This window comes from Magnetospirillum sp. (assembly GCA_027532905.1).
Taxonomy (GTDB): domain Bacteria; phylum Pseudomonadota; class Alphaproteobacteria; order CACIAM-22H2; family CACIAM-22H2; genus Tagaea.
The window spans coordinates 128,277-145,453 of sequence record JAPZUA010000001.1 but is presented as its reverse complement, the minus strand read 5'-3'; the positions used below and the strand labels follow the sequence as shown (position 1 = coordinate 145,453).

Genomic DNA, 17,177 nt, shown 5'->3' with positions numbered 1-17,177 from the left:
GACCAACGCGTTACGAAGAGGGCCTTGCGAATTGCGAACTTGGCACGAAAGCTGCCAAGCCAGCGGTTCGAGCCCGTGCCCGGCGCGTTTTGCCGGTGGCCGGACAACCTTTGAACTGTATCCCCCCAACTTTGCGTTCGCGCAAGGTGTTCACTGGAGGCACCATGAAAAACCAAACTCGTTTCGCGCGCCTGGCGTTTGCCGTTGCGGCCGCCGGGACGCTCGCGTTCGGCGCCCTGCCGGACGCGGAAGCCAAAACCTTCCGCATGTCCGTGTCGGGCGACGCCAACACGATGGACCCGCATTCGCAGAACGCCGGCAACGTCACGTTGGTGCTGCGCCAGATCTACGAACCGCTCGTGCAGCGCGGCAAGACGATGGAACTCCAGCCGGCCTTGGCCGTGCGCTGGACCTTGATGGAGCCCACGCGCTGGCGCTTCAATCTGCGCCCGGACGTGAAGTTCTCGAACGGCAACGCCTTCGACGCCGACGACGTCGTCTTCTCGATTCAGCGTTCGCTGCACGAATTCTCTAACTACGGCATCTTCACCGATACGATCGCCGAGGCCCGCAAGATCGACGCGCTGACGGTCGACATCGTCACGAAGGTTCCCGATCCCGTGCTGATCGACAAGCTCACCCAAGTCTACATGATGGACAAGGAGTGGAGCGAAGCCAACAACGCCACGCGGCCGCAGAACGTGCGCGGACGCGAAGACAGCTTCACCGGCCGCAACACGATGGGCACGGGCCCGTTCGTGCAGCGCAGCCGTGAGCCGGATGTTCGCACCGTCATGGTGCAGAACCCGACTTGGTGGAACAACGCCGCGCGCGAAGGCAACGTGACCGAACTCGTGTTCCAGCCGATCGCGTCGGCTGCGACGCGCACGGCAGCCTTGCGCTCGGGCGAAATCGACTTCGTGCTCGATCCGCCGGTGCAGGACATTGCCCAGCTGGCGGCCGCCCCCGGCCTCAAGATCGTTTCGGGCCCCGAAGTGCGCACGATCTTCATCGCGTTCGACACGAGCCGCGACGAGCTTCTCTATTCGTCGGTCAAGGGCCGCAATCCGTTCAAGGACGTGCGGGTGCGCCAGGCCATGTACCACGCGATGAACATCGACGCGATCCATACACGCGTGATGCGCGGTCAGTCGGTCAATACGGGTGCGCTCTATCCCGACACGGTCACCGGCTACACCAAGACCTGGGACAAGCGCTATCCGTTCAACGTCGCCGAGGCGCGCAATCTGATGCGCCAAGCCGGATATCCGGACGGCTTTGAAATCACCTTCGACTGCCCGAACAACCGCTACATCAACGACGAAGCGATCTGCCAAGCACTCGTCGCGATGTGGGCGCAGATCGGCATCAAGGCGAACCTCAACGCGATGCCGCTCGCCACGTACTTCCCGAAGGTCCAGCGCGACGACACCTCGCTCTACCTGCTGGGCTGGGGCGTGCCCACGCTCGACGCGCTCTACTCGCTGCAGTCGCTGATCCGCACGCGCGACGGCCAGCCGGGCAACGGCATCTGGAACCACGGCCGCTTCTCGGATCCGGATTTCGACCGAGTCATCGACGCGGTGAAGCTCGAGACCAACGTGGCCGCGCGCAACAAGCTCATCGACGAGTTCAACAAGCTCTACCACGAGCGCGTTCCGCATCTGCCGATTCACCACCAGGTGATTCCGTGGGCGATGCGCTCGAACGTCGATCTCGTGCACAGCCCGCTCAACCAGCTCGAAGTCAAGTGGGTCAAGGTCAACTGACCGGTCGCTTGGGAACTCCGGACGGCCTTGCGCCGTCCGGAGTCTCTTCTCCGAAGCTGCGAAGGGCCGTCTGAACTATGGTCGCTTTCATCATACGCCGCTTGCTGCAGGCCGTTCTCGTCATGATGGCGGTCGGCTTCGTCGCGTTTTCGCTGTTCGCCTATGTGGGCGACCCGGTCGCGATCATGCTCGGCCAGGATTTCACCGAAGAAGCGCGGATGCGCCTCGTGCGCGACCTCGGGCTCGACCAGCCGTTTTTCGTGCAGTATTTCAACTTCCTCGTCAAAGCAGCGCAGGGCGAGTTCGGCATCTCCTACCGTCTGGCGCGGCCCGTCTCGGACCTCTTGATGGAGCGGCTGCCGGCCACGCTGGAACTTTCCCTCTGTGCGGCCTTGCTGGCCCTGCTCGTCGGCGTGCCGATGGGCGTCTATACCGGCCTCAACCGCGACTCCGTCGGCTCGCGCTTGCTGCTGACCGTGAGCCTCATAGGCGTGTCGCTGCCGACCTTCCTGATCGGCATTCTGCTGATCCTCGTTTTCTCGGTGCAATTGGGCTGGCTGCCGTCCTTCGGGCGCGGCACCACGGTGGCGCTGGGCTGGTGGACGACGGGCTTTCTCACGCCCACGGGCCTGCGTGCGCTGATCCTGCCCTCGATCACGCTCGCCTTGTTCCAACTCACGCTGATCATGCGCCTCGTGCGTTCGGAAATGCTCGAAGTGCTGCGCACCGACTACATCAAATTCGCGCGCGCGCGCGGGCTTTCGAACCGCGCCATCAATTTCGGGCATGCGCTCAAGAACACGCTCGTCCCCGTCATCACGATCACGGGCCTGCAACTCGGCGGCATCATCGCCTTCGCGATCGTGACCGAAACCGTGTTCCAGTGGCCCGGCATGGGGTTCCTGTTCATCCAGTCGGTGTCGGCCGCCGACGTGCCGGTCATGGCGGCCTATCTGATCCTGATCGCGTTCTTCTTCGTGCTCATCAATCTCGTCGTCGACCTGCTGTATTACGCCGTCGATCCGCGCCTGCGGGTCGATCGGGGTGCCGCAGGCGGCCATTGATCGGGGGATCCGCCATGGACGCCGTGCGCCGGTTCGTCGATAGCGACGTTTTCTACAGCTTCCGCCGTTCGCCGATCATCATCGTTGCCGCGATCGTGACGGTGCTGTTCTTTGCGGGCGCCATCTTCGCACCCCTGATCGCACCCCAGAACCCGTTCGATCTGCGCCAGCTCAATCTGATGGATTCCTCGTTGCCGCCCGCGTGGCTGCCCGACGGCTTGCCGCAATATCCGCTCGGCACCGACACGCAAGGCCGCGACGTTTTGTCCACGATCCTGTTCGGCAGCCGCATCTCGCTGCTGGTCGGGGTGTTCTCGGTCGTCTTTGCGATGGTGCTCGGCATCTCGCTGGGGCTGCTGGCGGGCTATGTCGGCGGCACGGTCGATGCCGTGATTATGCGTGTGGCCGACGTGCAGCTTTCCTTCCCCGCCATTCTGATCGCGTTGCTAATCGACGGTGTGGCACGCGTCGTGATCCCGCGCGAGTTGCACCACGACATCGCGATCTACGTATTGATCCTTGCGATCGGCTTTTCGGGTTGGGTCCAGTATGCGCGCACCGTGCGCGGCTCGTGCATGGTCGAAAAGAGCAAGGAATATGTGCAGGCCGCACGCGTGATCGGCCGCCATCCGATCGCGATCATGCTGCAGCACGTGCTGCCCAACGTGCTGGGCCCCGTCCTCGTCATCGCGACGATCCATCTTGCACTCGCGATCATCACGGAAGCCACGCTTTCGTTCCTCGGCGTGGGCGTGCCGCCGACCGAGCCGTCGCTCGGCACGCTTATTCGCATCGGCAACAATTTCCTGTTCTCGGGCGAATGGTGGATCACGGTGTTCCCGGGCCTTGCCCTCGTCGTGATGGTGCTCGCAGTCAATCTCCTCGGCGATTGGCTGCGCGACGCGCTCAATCCCAAGCTGCGCTAGGGGCGGGATATGGACAAGCTCACGAACCGCCCGTTGCTCGAAGTCAAAAATCTCCGCGTCGAATTTCCCACGCGGCGCGGCACGCTTGTGGCCGTGGACGACATTTCGTTTTCGATCCAGCCCGGCGAAGTGCTCGGCGTGGTCGGCGAATCGGGTGCTGGCAAGTCGCTCACGGGCGCTGCGATCATCGGCCTGCTCGAGCCGCCGGGCCGGGTTGCGGGCGGCGAGATTCTGCTCGATGGCCAACGCATCGACAATCTGCCTTACGAGAAGATGCGCCGCATCCGCGGCAAGGAAATCGGCGCCGTCTTCCAAGACCCGCTGACCTCGCTCAATCCGCTCTACACGGTCGGCCGCCAGCTGACCGAGACGATTCTCACGCATCTCGACATGTCGGAGAGCGACGCGCGCGCGCGCGCGATCGGCTTGCTGCAGGACGTGGGCATTCCGGCCGCAGAGCGTCGCATTGACCATTATCCACATCAGTTTTCGGGCGGCATGCGCCAGCGTGTGGTCATCGCGCTCGCCTTGTGCGCCAATCCGCGCCTGATCGTGGCCGATGAACCCACGACGGCGCTCGACGTGTCGATCCAGGCGCAGATCATCACGCTGATCAAGCGCCTGTGCCGCGAGCATGGGACGGCCGTGATGCTCGTTACGCACGACATGGGCGTGATCGCCGAAACCGCCGACCGAGTTGCGGTCATGTATGCGGGCCGCATTGCCGAGATCGGCCCCGTACGCGACGTGATCCAGCGCGCCAAGCACCCCTACACCGAAGGGCTGATGGGCTCGATCCCGAAGCTCGGCAATGCGCCCGCACGCCTCGCGCAGATCGACGGTGCGATGCCGCGCCTGACGGCGATCCCGAAGGGCTGCGCCTTCAACCCGCGCTGCACCAAGCGTTTTGCGCCCTGCACGCAACTTCGCCCCGATCCGATCCCGGTCGGGGACACGGACGTGGCGTGCTGGCTCTACGACCAAACCAAGAAGGCAGCGGCAGAATGAGCGCGCCCCTCGTCGTCGCCACCGACCTTGCGCGCTATTTCGACGTGTCGAAGCCGCTGCTGAACCGTTTGCTCGAGAAACTGCCGCGCCAGACGCTGCGCGCGGTCGACGGCGTCGATTTCACGATCGCCAAGGGCGAGACGTTGTCCTTCGTGGGCGAGTCCGGCTGCGGCAAGTCGACGCTCGCCCGTCTCGTGGTCGGGCTCTATCCGCCGTCGCGCGGGCGCATGATGTTCGACGGCACCGACATGTCGAAGCTCGGCTCGTCGGCCGATGCGGCCCGCGTGCGCAAGCGCTTCCAGATGATCTTCCAGGACCCGTACGCGAGCCTTAATCCGCGCTGGCGCGTGGGCAAGATCATCGCCGAGCCCATCGTTGTGCACGGGCTCATGTCGGACCCTGTGCAGATCAAAAAGCGCGTGGACGAATTGCTGCGCCAAGTCGGCCTGTCGCCGGCCGACCAGGAGAAGTTCCCGCACGAATTTTCGGGCGGCCAGCGCCAGCGCATCTCGATCGCGCGCGCGCTGTCTTCGAACCCCGAGTTCCTTGTGTGTGACGAGCCGACTTCGGCGCTCGACGTGTCGGTGCAAGCGCAGATCCTCAATCTCATGAAGGATCTGCAGCGCGAGCTGGGCCTCACCTATCTTTTCATCAGCCACAATCTTGCAGTCGTCTACTACATCTCCGATCGCGTCGGGGTCATGTATCTGGGCAAGCTCGTCGAGATCGCGGACGTGAAGACGCTGTTTTCGCGGCCCGTACATCCCTATACGCGCATGCTGCTCGACGCGATCCCGGATCTCGAAATGTCGGGCCGGCCGCGCACGCCGGTCGCGGGTGAAGTGCCCAACCCGATCGATCCGCCGTCGGGCTGCACGTTCCATCCGCGCTGCCCATTCGCCAACGATCGTTGCAAAGCGGAAGCGCCGCGCGCGATACGGGCCAAGACGGGGGCCATGGTGGCTTGCCACGCAGCCGAAGAGGGCCGCCTGCCGGACCTCGAACGCACAGCCGCCCCGCCGCCCAATCCATTGCTGTAGCAAGAAGCCGCGCCGGCAGCTTTGCCGCTTAGACGGGGCGGGTCGGGAAGCCCGCCCCGTTGAGCGCTGCGATGAGATTTTCGCCGTGTTTGCGCTCGATGACTTCGACCGTGGTTTCGATGACCACGTTTTTGGCGGATTTTTCGGTGAAGATCCGCTGGTGCTCGATCTCGACGATATTGCCGCCGCTCTCGCCGATGCGGCGTGCGACTTCCGCCAAAGCGCCCGGTCGGTCGGCGATGTCCACTTCGAGCCGCAGCAGGCGCCCGTCGCGCGCAAGGCCGCGCAGCAGCACGCTCGAAAGCACGCGCGTGTCGATATTGCCGCCGCAAAGCACCATGCCGACCCGGCGCCCCGCGAAGCGGTCGCGATGCGCTAGGATCGCGGCAAGCCCGGCGGCACCCGCACCCTCGGCCACGGTCTTTTCGATTTCGATCAGCAGCACGATGGCGCGCTCGACCTCGAGCTCGTCTACGACCAGCACTTCGCGCACGTCGCGTTCGATGGCGGGCCAGCATTCGGCACCGATATCGGCAACCGCAATGCCTTCGGCGATGGTGGTGCCGCCCGTCTGCACTTGCTTGCCCGCTTTGCGCTGGGCGGCCGACGCGAAGGCCGAGACCTCGACGCCGTAAATGTCGATCTTGGGATTGATCGCCTTGGCCGCGATCGCGCAGCCCGCGATCATGCCGCCGCCGCCGATGGGCACCACAAGTGCGTCGAGATCGGGCTGGTCGGCTAGCATTTCGAGCGCAAGGGTCCCTTGGCCCGCGACGATCGCCGCGTCGTCGTACGGGTGCACAAAGACGAGCTTTTCTTTTGCGGCCATGTCGCGCGCGAAGCTTGCGGCTTCCGCCAGGGTTTCGCCTTCGAGGATCACGCGTGCGCCATGATGGCGCGTGGCTGCAACTTTGGCGTTGGGCGTGAATTTCGGCATCACGATGGTGGCGGCAATGTCGAGGCGGCCGGCGTGGTAAGCGACGGCCTGGGCGTGGTTGCCGGCCGACATTGCGATCACGCCCCGTGCGCGCTCGTCGCTTGAGAGCTGCAGCAGCTTGTTGAGGGCACCGCGCTCCTTGAACGAAGCGATGAACTGCAGATTCTCGAACTTGATCCAAAGCTCGCAGCCCGCGATCTTCGAGAGCGTGCCGCTCCGCAAGGTCGGCGTGCGCTTGACCTGGCCCTCGATGCGCGCGGCCGCCGCCGCAATGTCGGCATGGACGACGGCCATGGCTATTTGCGCCCGTAGCTGTCTTCGAAGCGCACGATGTCGTCTTCGCCGAGATAGCCGCCCGACTGCACTTCGATGATATGCAAAAGTTCGGTGCCCGGATTTTCGAGCCGGTGCACGCAGCCGACCGGGATGTAGGTCGACATGTTCTCCTGCAGATCGAGCGTCTCGGCGTCGCGCGTGACGCGCGCCACGCCGCTCACCACGACCCAATGCTCGGCGCGGTGCGCATGTTTCTGCAGCGAGATTTTCGCACCCGGCTTTACGGTGAGGCGCTTCACCTGGAAGCGCGGCCCCGCATCGATCGTCTGGTAGCTACCCCAAGGGCGGTGCACGACCACATGCGAGGACACTTCGCTGCGTCCCTCGGCTTTAAGACGGTCGACGATTTTTTTGACGTCCTGCGCGCGGTCGCGGTCGGCGACCATGACCACGTCGCGTGTGGCGACGACGACAAGATCGTGTACGCCCACGGCCGTGAGCAGGCGATGCTCGCTGCGCAAATACGAGTTCTGCGTGTCGGCGACCGCAACGTCGCCCATCAGCACGTTGCCGTGGTCGTCGCGGGGGCCGAGTTCCCACAAAGCGTTCCACGCCCCCACATCCGACCAGCCGAGCCGGGCGGGCACCACCGCCGAGTGGTCGGTGCGTTCCATCACGGCATAGTCGATCGACTTCGCTGGGCTTTGCGCGAAGGCCGCCTTGTCGAGCCGCACGAAATCGAGATCGCGCGACGCGGCCTTGGCCGCCGCCGCCGCGTGTTCGGCGATTAAGGGTTCGAAGCGCTTAAGTTCGGTCAGGAAGGTAGCGGCATCGAACAGGAACATGCCCGAGTTCCACGCCCAGCCGCCTTCGGCGAGATAAGCTTTTGCGGTCGCGAGATCCGGCTTCTCGACGAAGCGCTGGACCGCATAGGCGCCGGCGATCTGCGGCAGAGCCGCACCGCGCTTGATATAGCCGTAGCCGGTTTCGGGCTGTTCGGGATCTATGCCGAACGTCACGAGATGGCCTTGCGCCACCACGCTGCGCGCGGTCGCGACGGCGGCGGCAAACGCATCCTTGTCGCGCACGACATGGTCGGAGGGCAGCAGCATCATGGTCTCGCCGGGCTCGAGCAAGGCGGCGGCGGCGGCGGCGGCGGCGGCCGTGTTGCGGCCCACGGGCTCGAGCACGATGGCGCGCGGGGCGACCCCGGCCGCGCGCAGCTGCTCAGCGATGATAAAGCGATGCTCTTCGTTGCACACGATGATGGGTGCGCCGAACGGCGCACCGCCCACGCGCAGAGCCGTTTCGGCGATCATCGACAGGTCGCCCGCCAGCGGCAGCAATTGCTTGGGATAATGCTCGCGCGACAGCGGCCACAGGCGGGTCCCGGCACCGCCCGAGAGAATGACTGGCACGATGGGCTGAAGCATCCGGCAGACTCCTCGAAAAAACAGCGTCTTGCTAGCGCATTCCGGGGTTGCGTGCCAGCCCCGGCAAACCGAGGGGCGGTCAGCGCCTTCCGGCGATCTTGTCCTGCAACGCGTCGGCCAGCAGGTTTATTGCCGTGACCGTCAGCAGGATCGCCAGTCCGGGCCACAAAGCGAGCCACGGCGCTTGCCAGATCGTTTCCTGTGCGTTGGTCAACATGTTGCCCCAGCTCGCCGTCGGCGGCTGGATGCCGAGCCCCAGGAACGACAACACGCTTTCGTAGAGGATCGTGCCGCCCGCCGCGAGTGCGGTTGCAACCAGCAAGGGGCCCGCACAATTGGGCAGGATGTGCACGGCCATGATGCGCAAGCGCCCGGCCCCAAGGGCCGTTGCCGCGCGCACGAAATCGCGGTTCACGAGGGCAAGGGCGGTTGCGCGCACGAGCCGTGCGACTTTGGGCCAGCCGAACAATGCGACGATCGCCACGATGCGCCACAGACCCCCGTCGTCGCTCTGCGGCAGGCCGAGCTTTTGCATGTCGATCGCGGCCAGCACGATCAGCACCGGCAGCACGGGCAAGGCGAGCACGGCGTCGGTCGCGCGCATCAAGGCCCCGTCGATGCGGCCGCCAAGTGTGCCCGCCGCAAGGCCGATCGCCGTACCGATGGCAACAGCCGCAAGGGCAGCGGCGATCGCCACGGCGAGCGACACGCGCGCCCCGTAGAGCAGGCGCAAGGCGACGTCGCGGCCAAGCTCGTCGGTCCCCAGCGGATGCGCAAGGCTCGGGCCCTCATAGCGCTTGGCAAGATCGATCGCGTCGGGATCGGCACCCGTCAGCGGGATCGCGGCCGCCGCAAGGCCCAACAAAGCAAGTACGCAAAGCGGCAGGATAAAACGCGGATTCACGCCACGCTCACGCGCGGATCGAGGGCGGCATAGGCAAGATCGGCCGCGAAATTGGCGACGATCACGAGCCCTGCCGCCATCAAGAGACAGGCCAAAGCCAGATTGTAGTCGCTGCCCAGGATCGCGTCGTAGATGAGCTTGCCCATGCCGGGATAGGCGAAGATCGTCTCGGTCACGAGCGCGCCCGAGAACAGCCCGCCGAACCCGAGGGCCGCAACCGTCGCGACCGGGATCGCGGCATTGCGCAGCACATGGCCGAACAGCACGCGGGTGCGCGAGGCCCCCTTGGCGCGCGCGGTGCGCACCCAATCCTGCGCCAGCGCTTCGCTGGCTGCACTGCGCATGTAGCGCGCATATTCGCCCGCTTCGACGAGTGCCAGCGTTGCGACCGGCAGGATGAGCCCGATGAGCCTTGCACCCAGCCCGTCTTGGCCCGGCAAGGGCAAGGCGCTCGCGGGCAGCCAGCCGAGGATAACGGCGAACAGCACGATCAGCATCAGCCCGAGCCAGAATGACGGTGTGGCCGCCGACACGAACGCAAAGCCGTTAATCGCGGCATCGACCGCACTGCCGCGCTTTGCCGCCGCGAGCAGCCCGAGCGGGATGCCGATCGCCAAGGCGGCCGCGAAGGCTGCGAGCATCAGCACGCTTGTGTTGGCGAGTGCCGGGCCGATGGCCGCGAGCACGGGTTTGGCGTAGAGGCGGCTATAGCCAAGATCGCCCTGCAAGACGGCGCTTGCCCATTCGCCGTAGCGCGAAAGGATCGGCCGGTCGATGCCGTAGAGTTCGCGCAAGCGGCGCACGTCGTCGGGCGTGATCTGCGGATTGCCCGCGATCATCAGATCGATCGGATCGCCCGGCATCAGCCCGAGCAGCACGTAGATCGCAAAACTCGCCGCCACCAGCACCAGCACGCCCTGCAATGCGCGTTGCAGCGCGTAGCGCATCATCGCACGTGCCAATGCTCGATGCCGAGGGGCGACGGATATTGGTGGCCGGTGGGTTCGAGCCCCGCAAGCCATTTAGGCAATACGAAAGGATCGGCGCGGAAGAACAGCGGCATTACCCAGGCTTCGTCGACATAGAGCCGTTGCATTCGTGCCCACAGGACCTTGCGTTTTTCGGCGTCCAGTTCGCGTTCGATCGTGTCGATGAGCTGGTCCATCTCGGCATTGCGAATGCCGGGTTGGTTCTGGCCCGCCCAGTTGTTTTCCGCGGTCGGGATGCTTTCCGAGTGCAGCGTGGTGCGCGGCACCGATTGGGGGGCCGAAATCCAGGCATACATAGCGAGCTGGAATTTGCGCTGGCGGATCGTCTCGCCGAAAAACACGCGCGCGGGCTCGTTACGGATGCGCACTTCGATGCCGGCCCGCCGCCATTGCGCCTGCAGCACCTGCTGCACGGTCTCGCGGATGCGGTTGCCGGCCGTGGTGCCGAATTCAAACGACAGGCGCTGGCCTGCCGCATTCTGGCGCACGCCGCCGATATTGCGCGTGTAGCCCGCTTGGTCGAGCAAGGCTTGCGCGCGCGCCAGGTCGAACGGGTAGGGGGCGATGTCGGCGGCGTAGCCTGCGTCCTTCGGGTTGATGAACGAGGCGGCGACCGGTTGGCGGTCTTCGAAGAGCTGGCGGACCAACGCTGCCCGGTCGGTCGCCAGGATCAGCGCTTGGCGCACGCGCTTGTCCTGGAAGGCGGGCAGATCGAGATTGAGGTCGATATGTTCGTAGATGAGGCCCGGCAGATACTGGAAATCGAAGCGCGTTGGATGGCGCTTTTCGAGCGCCAAAGCCTGATCAAGCGTGAAGCCGAGCTCGCCCGCCACATAATCGATGCTGCCCGACAGGAGATTGGCCTCAAGCGCCGCAGTGTTTTCGATCGCACGCACGACCACGCGTTTGAAGGCGGGCGCTTTGCCGCTCCACTGGCCGTTGGGGACCAGCATGATCGCTGCCCCCTGCTGAACCTCGGCGATGCGGTAGGGGCCGTTGAACAAGGCCGGATTCATGGGTTCGGTGTCGAAGGTCGTGCGGCGGCGGTAGCTTTCGGGATCGCTCTCGAAAATTCGCCGCTCGATATGGTCGGGGATGAATTCGAACTGGCTGAAATCGTTGTAGGTGAAGGTCACGCGGTCGCTCGTGAAGGCGATCGTGCGTTCGTCCTTGGCGACCACGCTCAAAATGCGCCGGTAGCTTTCCCCGCCCGACACGCCCGAGCGCCGATGCCGGCCGATGTCCCAGGCGAGGATCGCGTCGCGCGGGGAGACGGGCATGCCGTCGCCCCATTTGAAGCCGTCCTTCAAACGGAAGGTGACTTCCACACCTTCTTTGCCGTCGGGCAACGCAACGCGCTTGGCGCCGCCGTTCTCGAATGTCGGCAGCGTCTCGCACATCAGGCAGACGAGTTTCCAGTCTTTGTCGTAGGTCGTGAGCGGCCGGCGCGCCATCGCGAGCACATAGGATTTAGCCGCCATCGCATCGAACATCGGATGCAGCGTGGACGGAAACTGCGAAATGCCGATCGTCAGCGTGTCGTGCGTCTGCGCGCGAGCACTCCCCAGCCCCAGCCCCAAAATGGCAGCCAATGCGAGCAGGAGGGCGCGCACGTGTTTCATCCGGCTTTTTTGGTGCCGTCGGGGCCGACGCCGCCATGCGCATAGGACCATACGGCGGGGGCTTCGAGGAATTTGCGCACCTCGGCAAGCTCGGCGTCGCTGTAGGCCTTCTGGGCTTGCGCTTCTTTCAGCACGTCCCACCAGGTGGCGAGCGCATGCAGATCCACACCCTCGGCTTTGAGGCCTGCGACACTCTCGGGGAAGATCCCGTAATGGAATACGACGAAGCTGTGCGCGACTTGCGCACCCGCATCGCGCAGCCCGTTCACGAAATGCATTTTCGATTTGCCGTCGGTCGCCAGATCCTCGACCAGCAGCACGCGCTGGCCCTCGCGCAGATCGCCCTCGATCAGGGCGTTGCGCCCGAAGCCCTTGGGCTTTTTGCGCACATAGAGCATCGGCAATTCGAGGCGTTCGGCGATCCAGGCGGCGTAGGGGATGCCGGCGGTTTCCCCACCTGCCACCGCATCGATGCCGGCAAAGCCGATCTTGCGCTCGATCACGGTCACGGCCATGTCCATCAGCTTGTTGCGTGCGCGCGGAAAGCCGATCAGCTTGCGGCAGTCGCAATAGGTCGGGCTCGCCCAGCCGGACGTGAAGATGTAGGGGTTGGCGGGATTGAAATGGATCGCCTTCGTTTCGATCAGGATGCGGGCGGTCGTCTGGGCGATTTCTTCGGGCGACATGGCGGGTCCTGGGCGAAGGCTGGATGCGGGAAAGTCCTCATTTTTAGGCCTGCCGCCGCGGCAGCCGCAAGCAAGGATTTTGCGGCTTTGCGCAAGTGCTTTCACTTCGCCTAAGCTCGGGTCAAATCGAGGGGGAATCGCCATGGCCGCCAAACGCCGCACGCCGCCGAAACTTTACGAGACGGCCCCGGACGATCCGGTTCTGGTCGATCGCTCGGTCGCGGGCGATCCGCGCATCGTGACCGTGATCCTGAACCGCCCGGCCAAGCTCAACGCGATCTCCTCGGCCATGTGGGCCAAGCTGGGCGAGGCCATGCGCGCCCTCCATGCCGAGCCGGATATCGGCTGTATCGTGCTGCGGGGGGCCGGCGACCACGCCTTCGGGCCGGGGGCCGACATTTCCGAATTCGAGAAGACGCGCAAGACGACGAAGCTCGCCATGGCCTACGGCCGCACGATGCACGCGACCTTGGCGGCGGTCGGGGAATGCCGCCATCCGGTCGTGGCTCTCATCAAGGGCCTGTGCGTCGGCGGATCGCTCGAGATCGCCAGCATGTGCGATCTGCGCATTGCGGGCGAGGGGGCGCGCTTCGGCGTGCCGATCAACCGGATCGGCGTCATCATGGCCTATCCCGAATTGTCCGCACTGATCGGACTTGTGGGCGAAGCGGTCGCCAAGGAGATCCTGCTCGAAGCGCGCGTGTTCGGTGCTGCCGAAGCCAAAGACAAAGGCCTCGTCACGCGCGTGGTGGCGGACGCAAAGGTCGAGGAGGAGGCTTACGCGTCGGCCACGCGCATTGCGGCCGGTGCCCCCTTGTCGAACCGCTGGCACAAGAAGTTCGCACGCCGCCTGCGCTCGCCGAAGCCGCTTACGCGGGCCGAATATCTCGAAGGCTTCGCCAATTGCGACACGCGCGACTATCTCGAAGGCTACCGCGCCTTCCTCGAAAAACGCCGCCCCAAATTCGAAGGGCGGTGATTCGACACCGCCGTCGCCGAAGGCTTAAGCACGGCCCCGTTCGGCCCGCGGTCGCGGCGTTCGTCGGCAAGCCCGTGTCCAGCGCATCTTTTTGTCGCCCATTGCTTCTCTCCCCGTTTGGACAAAAGCTATCAATCAAGCTATTCCAATTGCCATGTTCACTCTTCGCGTCAACCCATGAAGCTCGCCTTCGTTAATCCGAACTTGGCGCACGACTACGACGTGGAAACGCCGTTCGCGGCTCCCTTGCCGGGATCGGAATCGGCGCAAGTGTATCTCGCACTCGCACTGGCGCGACGCGGGCACGAGGTTGCCGTCTTCACCGGCACCACGCGCGCGGGCGACCGCATGCGCGGCGTGGACCAGTTTCGCTGGTCCGGTGCGCTCGACGGCGATTTCGACGCGGTGTTCGTAACTTCAGCTGTCGATCTGTTGGCGCCGCTGCGCGCAGGCGGGCATGCAGGGCCGATCTATGCCTGGCAGCACAATGTGATCGTGCCGGGCACCGAGGAGGCCGCGCTGCTGGCGGGCCTCGACCATGCGCGCGACCGCATTTTGTGCGTGAGCGACTGGCACAAGGCCAACTACGCCGCCAACGGCGTTGCCGCCGATCGTATCGACATTTTGCGCAACGCGATCGGCCCGCGGTTTGAAGCGCTTTTTGCGCCCGGCGAATCTATCCTCGCCGCCAAAGCGCCGCGCGCGGCGTTTACGTCCGTCCCCTACAAGGGCCTCAAACAGGCGCTGGCCTTTTTCAAGGACCTGCATGCGCTGCGGCCCGAGCTCACGCTCGACGTGTTTTCGAGTTTCGATTTCTATCCGGCCAACAATCTGTTTCGCCGCCAGCCGAGCTGGCTCCTGCTGGCGGCCGAAGCCAAATCGGCGGCCGGGGTCGCCTATCACGGCAACGTGCCGCAGCCCGCACTGGCCGACGCCCTCAAGCGCGCCGTACTCCTGTTCTATCCGAACGTCGCGGCCGAGACTTCGTCGATCGCCGTCATGGAGGCGATGGCGGCAGGCTGTGTGGTGGTCACGACGGCATTGGGCGCCTTGCCCGAAACGGTCGGCGATTTCGGCATTCTCGCACCGGTCGTCGCCGGCAATATCGATCCGCAAGCCTACGTGTCGTCCGCCGCCGCGATCGCCGAGGCGTTTGCCGCCAAGAACCCGGCCCTCGAAGCGCGGCTGCAGCTGCAGGTCGCCCACGTGACTGCGACCTGCCGCTGGGACATCCGGGCGGCCGAAACCGAACGCCTGTTGGGGAGCTAGACGATGATCGCCGTGATTTTCGAAGTGCGCCCGGCGGCGGGCCGCAAGCAAGACTATCTCGACCATGCGGCGGCGTTGCGCGCCGAGCTCGAAACCGTCGACGGCTTCGTGTCGGTCGAACGCTTCCAGAGCCTCGCCGATGACGGCAAGATGCTGTCGCTGTCCTTCTGGCGCGACGAGGCGTCGATCTTGAATTGGCGCAACCGCCCGTGCCATCGCGCTGCGCAAACGGCTGGGCGCGGCGACGTGTTCGCCGATTATCGCCTGCGCGTGGCGGGCGTGATCCGCGACTACGGCATGTTCGCGCGCACAGAAGCCCCCGCCGACAGCCGCACCCTGCACGATCCGGGCTTTACGATTTAGCGACGCAAACACAGCACACGCAGGAATGCGGGGCCTTCTGGCCCCGTTTTTTTTGGCCGATGCGTGTTGTGAATAAATTATCCTTGCTTGTTTAATTTTCCGTATATATTATGTTCTCACCTTAACCGCCTTCCACATTGGAAAGCACCCCTCAATCGGCCCGGCAGGAAAGCCCGGCGCCGAAACGCCGGAGCCTTGCCATGTTCGCCCCTGATATCAAACAACGCCGCGAAGACGAAGATTCACTCGACGGCTGGTTCGACCTCGCCGACACGATCGGCCTCGGCCGCATGAACGGCCGAAGAGACGTGTTCAAAGTCGAAAGCATTCTGGCGGACGCGGGCGATCTCGATTTCGCCGGCACCAACGGCCCGAGCGGCTATGGGCAATACACGCTCGACGATGGCGTGCGCAAATACCAGAAGCGCAACGGCCTCAAGGTCGATGGTTGGCTGCGACCCGACGGCCCCACCGTCACCAAGATGCGCGAACAATTCGGCGACCGCTTTGCGGGCTTTCCAGCCCCCACGCAAGAGCAGATCGAGCAGCATCATGCGTTGGCGGCAGAGGGCCAGGACGGTTTGCTCGTGGCGCGTCCGCCGCGCATCGAACTCAAAAAGCCGAAAAACTATCCGCCTGTGGACCCCGAGACGCATGGCTCGAACACATCGTGGGTCGAGTACCTGACGCGTAACCGGACGAACTTCGATGGCGCGCCCGAAATGCTCGCGACCTACATCAAGAATTTCGGCGCGCGCGGCGTGTTGCAGGCGCGCGACTTCGTCGAGCAGTGGGACGCGGCCAAACCCGGCGAAGGGCCGGACGTGGTGGCGGCCGTCCTTCGCCATCTCGACGATTCGGTCGATCGGCGCGCGTTTGTCGGCGGCGATCTGCCGCAAAGCCCGCCCATCGGCACGCTGCGCCCCGAGGTGTTGCAGGCCCTCGCGCGCGCAGGCGACGCAGCACAGACGGGCGAAAGTGGGCGCGACCCGAACATTCAGTTGGCCATGGCTCCTGCGCTGGCGCTACCGCCGATAGCGCAGGGTCTGGCGGCGGGGCTCGGTGCGATTCTTGGCGGCCTTGGGACCAAGGCCATCGTCGATCAGGCGACGAAGCCCGGCCAAGCGCCGACAAGCCCGCCGCCGTCGGTACCGCCGAGCGGCACGTCCGATCCGCTCCCCGGCCGCAGCCCGGCACCGCCTGCGGAAAAGCCGCGCGGGCTCCCCGAGCTCAACGACGAAGACCGCATGATCCTCGAAAACATTCCGGTCATCCCCGACGACGCACGAAAGGAGATCGGCGGTGCCATCGCCGCCATGATCGTCGAGCGAAGCTACGCCGATCGCGAAGACAGGCGTGGCTCGGAGGCGACATTGGAGGGCAACAACATCCTGGCGCGCGAATGCAAAGCCGCCATCGACGCCTCGCGCCTTGCCGACGTGGTCGAGCATATCGGCGGTGCGTCCAGGGATGGAGAGGACCAAAAGTATATGAAAGAAACGATGGTTGGGGGTGAAAAAGACCAACGCGGCCGATTCCCCGACTATTCGATGGGCGTCAAGGACAAAGAAAAATCAATGCTTCCATCGGGTCATATCAACACTGCATCTACTCGTGCCGACGGCTCGCTGTCCGGCCGAGAACAACGTGCACGCGACGCTATCGCCCAGAAGCTCGAAGACGAGGAGTTGATCCAGACAATTCCGAAATTCCGGGAAGGCGACGACCCCAAGGAATATGCAAAGATTGCACGTGCCGCTTGCGACCGTGTTGTCGGCGCATTGGAGAAGCATATTCTCGACGCCAATCGCGCAAGAAATTAGGAAAGCGCCATGGATGTGAAACCACTTCTGTGGGAGGGGCCGAATCCAGTCACCCCTCCGAATATGGGGCGCAGCGTCTCCTTTGCCTA

General features: G+C 64.6%; 15 protein-coding genes. 9 read left to right on the top strand and 6 right to left on the bottom strand.

Annotation, left to right across the window (positions count from 1 at the left end; genetic code table 11):
- Positions 1 to 164: 164 nt before the first annotated feature.
- The 5 genes from O9320_00715 (at position 165) to O9320_00695 (ending at position 5,807) form a co-directional block, all read left to right on the top strand.
- Entirely contained in the window at positions 165 to 1,769 is a 1,605-nt protein-coding gene (locus O9320_00715; protein MCZ8309342.1) for an ABC transporter substrate-binding protein, read from the top strand.
- Positions 1,770 to 1,846: 77 nt separating this feature from the next.
- Positions 1,847 to 2,833 (top strand): ABC transporter permease, encoded by a 987-nt coding sequence (locus O9320_00710; protein MCZ8309341.1) that lies wholly within the window; start codon positions 1,847 to 1,849, stop codon positions 2,831 to 2,833.
- 14 nt (positions 2,834 to 2,847) lie between these two features.
- Positions 2,848 to 3,759, top strand: coding sequence for an ABC transporter permease (locus tag O9320_00705; GenBank protein MCZ8309340.1), 912 nt, complete (start codon positions 2,848 to 2,850; stop codon positions 3,757 to 3,759).
- A gap of 9 nt (positions 3,760 to 3,768) precedes the next feature.
- Entirely contained in the window at positions 3,769 to 4,767 is a 999-nt protein-coding gene (locus tag O9320_00700; protein MCZ8309339.1) for an ABC transporter ATP-binding protein, read from the top strand.
- Entirely contained in the window at positions 4,764 to 5,807 is a 1,044-nt protein-coding gene (locus O9320_00695) for an ATP-binding cassette domain-containing protein (protein MCZ8309338.1), read from the top strand. Before O9320_00700 ends, O9320_00695 begins: the two co-directional genes overlap by 4 nt.
- A 28-nt stretch (positions 5,808 to 5,835) precedes the next feature.
- On the opposite strand, the gene O9320_00690 is transcribed toward O9320_00695, so the two are convergent.
- The 6 genes from O9320_00690 to O9320_00665 all read right to left on the bottom strand — a co-directional run bounded on the left by O9320_00690 (position 5,836) and on the right by O9320_00665 (position 12,654).
- Positions 5,836 to 7,038, bottom strand: coding sequence for a threonine ammonia-lyase (locus O9320_00690; GenBank protein MCZ8309337.1), 1,203 nt, complete (start codon positions 7,036 to 7,038; stop codon positions 5,836 to 5,838).
- A gap of 2 nt (positions 7,039 to 7,040) precedes the next feature.
- A complete protein-coding gene (locus O9320_00685) occupies positions 7,041 to 8,453 on the bottom strand; it encodes a mannose-1-phosphate guanylyltransferase/mannose-6-phosphate isomerase (GenBank protein ID MCZ8309336.1) in 1,413 nt (470 codons plus the stop codon).
- Between the two features lie 79 nt (positions 8,454 to 8,532).
- Positions 8,533 to 9,357, bottom strand: coding sequence for an ABC transporter permease (locus O9320_00680; protein ID MCZ8309335.1), 825 nt, complete (start codon positions 9,355 to 9,357; stop codon positions 8,533 to 8,535).
- Entirely contained in the window at positions 9,354 to 10,307 is a 954-nt protein-coding gene (locus tag O9320_00675) for an ABC transporter permease (GenBank protein ID MCZ8309334.1), read from the bottom strand. The genes O9320_00680 and O9320_00675 overlap by 4 nt, the downstream gene beginning before the upstream one ends.
- Positions 10,304 to 11,968, bottom strand: coding sequence for a peptide ABC transporter substrate-binding protein (locus O9320_00670; GenBank protein MCZ8309333.1), 1,665 nt, complete (start codon positions 11,966 to 11,968; stop codon positions 10,304 to 10,306). The genes O9320_00675 and O9320_00670 overlap by 4 nt, the downstream gene beginning before the upstream one ends.
- On the bottom strand, positions 11,965 to 12,654 hold the full coding sequence (locus O9320_00665) for an orotate phosphoribosyltransferase (protein ID MCZ8309332.1): 690 nt from the start codon (positions 12,652 to 12,654) through the stop codon (positions 11,965 to 11,967). Before O9320_00665 ends, O9320_00670 begins: the two co-directional genes overlap by 4 nt.
- A gap of 142 nt (positions 12,655 to 12,796) precedes the next feature.
- Here O9320_00665 and O9320_00660 point away from each other — a divergent pair, with 142 nt between their 5' ends.
- The 4 genes from O9320_00660 (at position 12,797) to O9320_00645 (ending at position 17,088) form a co-directional block, all read left to right on the top strand.
- Positions 12,797 to 13,633: an enoyl-CoA hydratase-related protein gene (locus tag O9320_00660; GenBank protein MCZ8309331.1), complete on the top strand. Its 837-nt coding sequence runs from the start codon at positions 12,797 to 12,799 to the stop codon at positions 13,631 to 13,633.
- Between the two features lie 177 nt (positions 13,634 to 13,810).
- Positions 13,811 to 14,902 carry a glycosyltransferase family 4 protein gene (locus O9320_00655; GenBank protein MCZ8309330.1) on the top strand — a complete coding sequence of 364 codons (1,092 nt, stop codon included), beginning with the start codon at positions 13,811 to 13,813 and terminating at the stop codon, positions 14,900 to 14,902.
- 3 nt (positions 14,903 to 14,905) lie between these two features.
- Positions 14,906 to 15,265 carry an antibiotic biosynthesis monooxygenase gene (locus tag O9320_00650; GenBank protein ID MCZ8309329.1) on the top strand — a complete coding sequence of 120 codons (360 nt, stop codon included), beginning with the start codon at positions 14,906 to 14,908 and terminating at the stop codon, positions 15,263 to 15,265.
- Between the two features lie 200 nt (positions 15,266 to 15,465).
- On the top strand, positions 15,466 to 17,088 hold the full coding sequence (locus O9320_00645) for a hypothetical protein (GenBank protein MCZ8309328.1): 1,623 nt from the start codon (positions 15,466 to 15,468) through the stop codon (positions 17,086 to 17,088).
- Positions 17,089 to 17,177 lie beyond the last annotated feature (89 nt).

Bases quoted from the DNA above. Each gene is read 5' to 3' on its own strand.
- O9320_00715 (MCZ8309342.1), top strand. From the start codon at position 165: ATGAAAAACCAAACTCGTTTCGCGCGCCTGGCGTTTGCCGTTGCGGCC.
- O9320_00710 (MCZ8309341.1), top strand. From the start codon at position 1,847: ATGGTCGCTTTCATCATACGCCGCTTGCTGCAGGCCGTTCTCGTCATG.
- O9320_00705 (MCZ8309340.1), top strand. From the start codon at position 2,848: ATGGACGCCGTGCGCCGGTTCGTCGATAGCGACGTTTTCTACAGCTTC.
- O9320_00700 (MCZ8309339.1), top strand. From the start codon at position 3,769: ATGGACAAGCTCACGAACCGCCCGTTGCTCGAAGTCAAAAATCTCCGC.
- O9320_00695 (MCZ8309338.1), top strand. From the start codon at position 4,764: ATGAGCGCGCCCCTCGTCGTCGCCACCGACCTTGCGCGCTATTTCGAC.
- O9320_00690 (MCZ8309337.1), bottom strand. From the start codon at position 7,038: ATGGCCGTCGTCCATGCCGACATTGCGGCGGCGGCCGCGCGCATCGAG.
- O9320_00685 (MCZ8309336.1), bottom strand. From the start codon at position 8,453: ATGCTTCAGCCCATCGTGCCAGTCATTCTCTCGGGCGGTGCCGGGACC.
- O9320_00675 (MCZ8309334.1), bottom strand. From the start codon at position 10,307: ATGATGCGCTACGCGCTGCAACGCGCATTGCAGGGCGTGCTGGTGCTG.
- O9320_00670 (MCZ8309333.1), bottom strand. From the start codon at position 11,968: ATGAAACACGTGCGCGCCCTCCTGCTCGCATTGGCTGCCATTTTGGGG.
- O9320_00665 (MCZ8309332.1), bottom strand. From the start codon at position 12,654: ATGTCGCCCGAAGAAATCGCCCAGACGACCGCCCGCATCCTGATCGAA.
- O9320_00660 (MCZ8309331.1), top strand. From the start codon at position 12,797: ATGGCCGCCAAACGCCGCACGCCGCCGAAACTTTACGAGACGGCCCCG.
- O9320_00655 (MCZ8309330.1), top strand. From the start codon at position 13,811: ATGAAGCTCGCCTTCGTTAATCCGAACTTGGCGCACGACTACGACGTG.
- O9320_00650 (MCZ8309329.1), top strand. From the start codon at position 14,906: ATGATCGCCGTGATTTTCGAAGTGCGCCCGGCGGCGGGCCGCAAGCAA.
- O9320_00645 (MCZ8309328.1), top strand. From the start codon at position 15,466: ATGTTCGCCCCTGATATCAAACAACGCCGCGAAGACGAAGATTCACTC.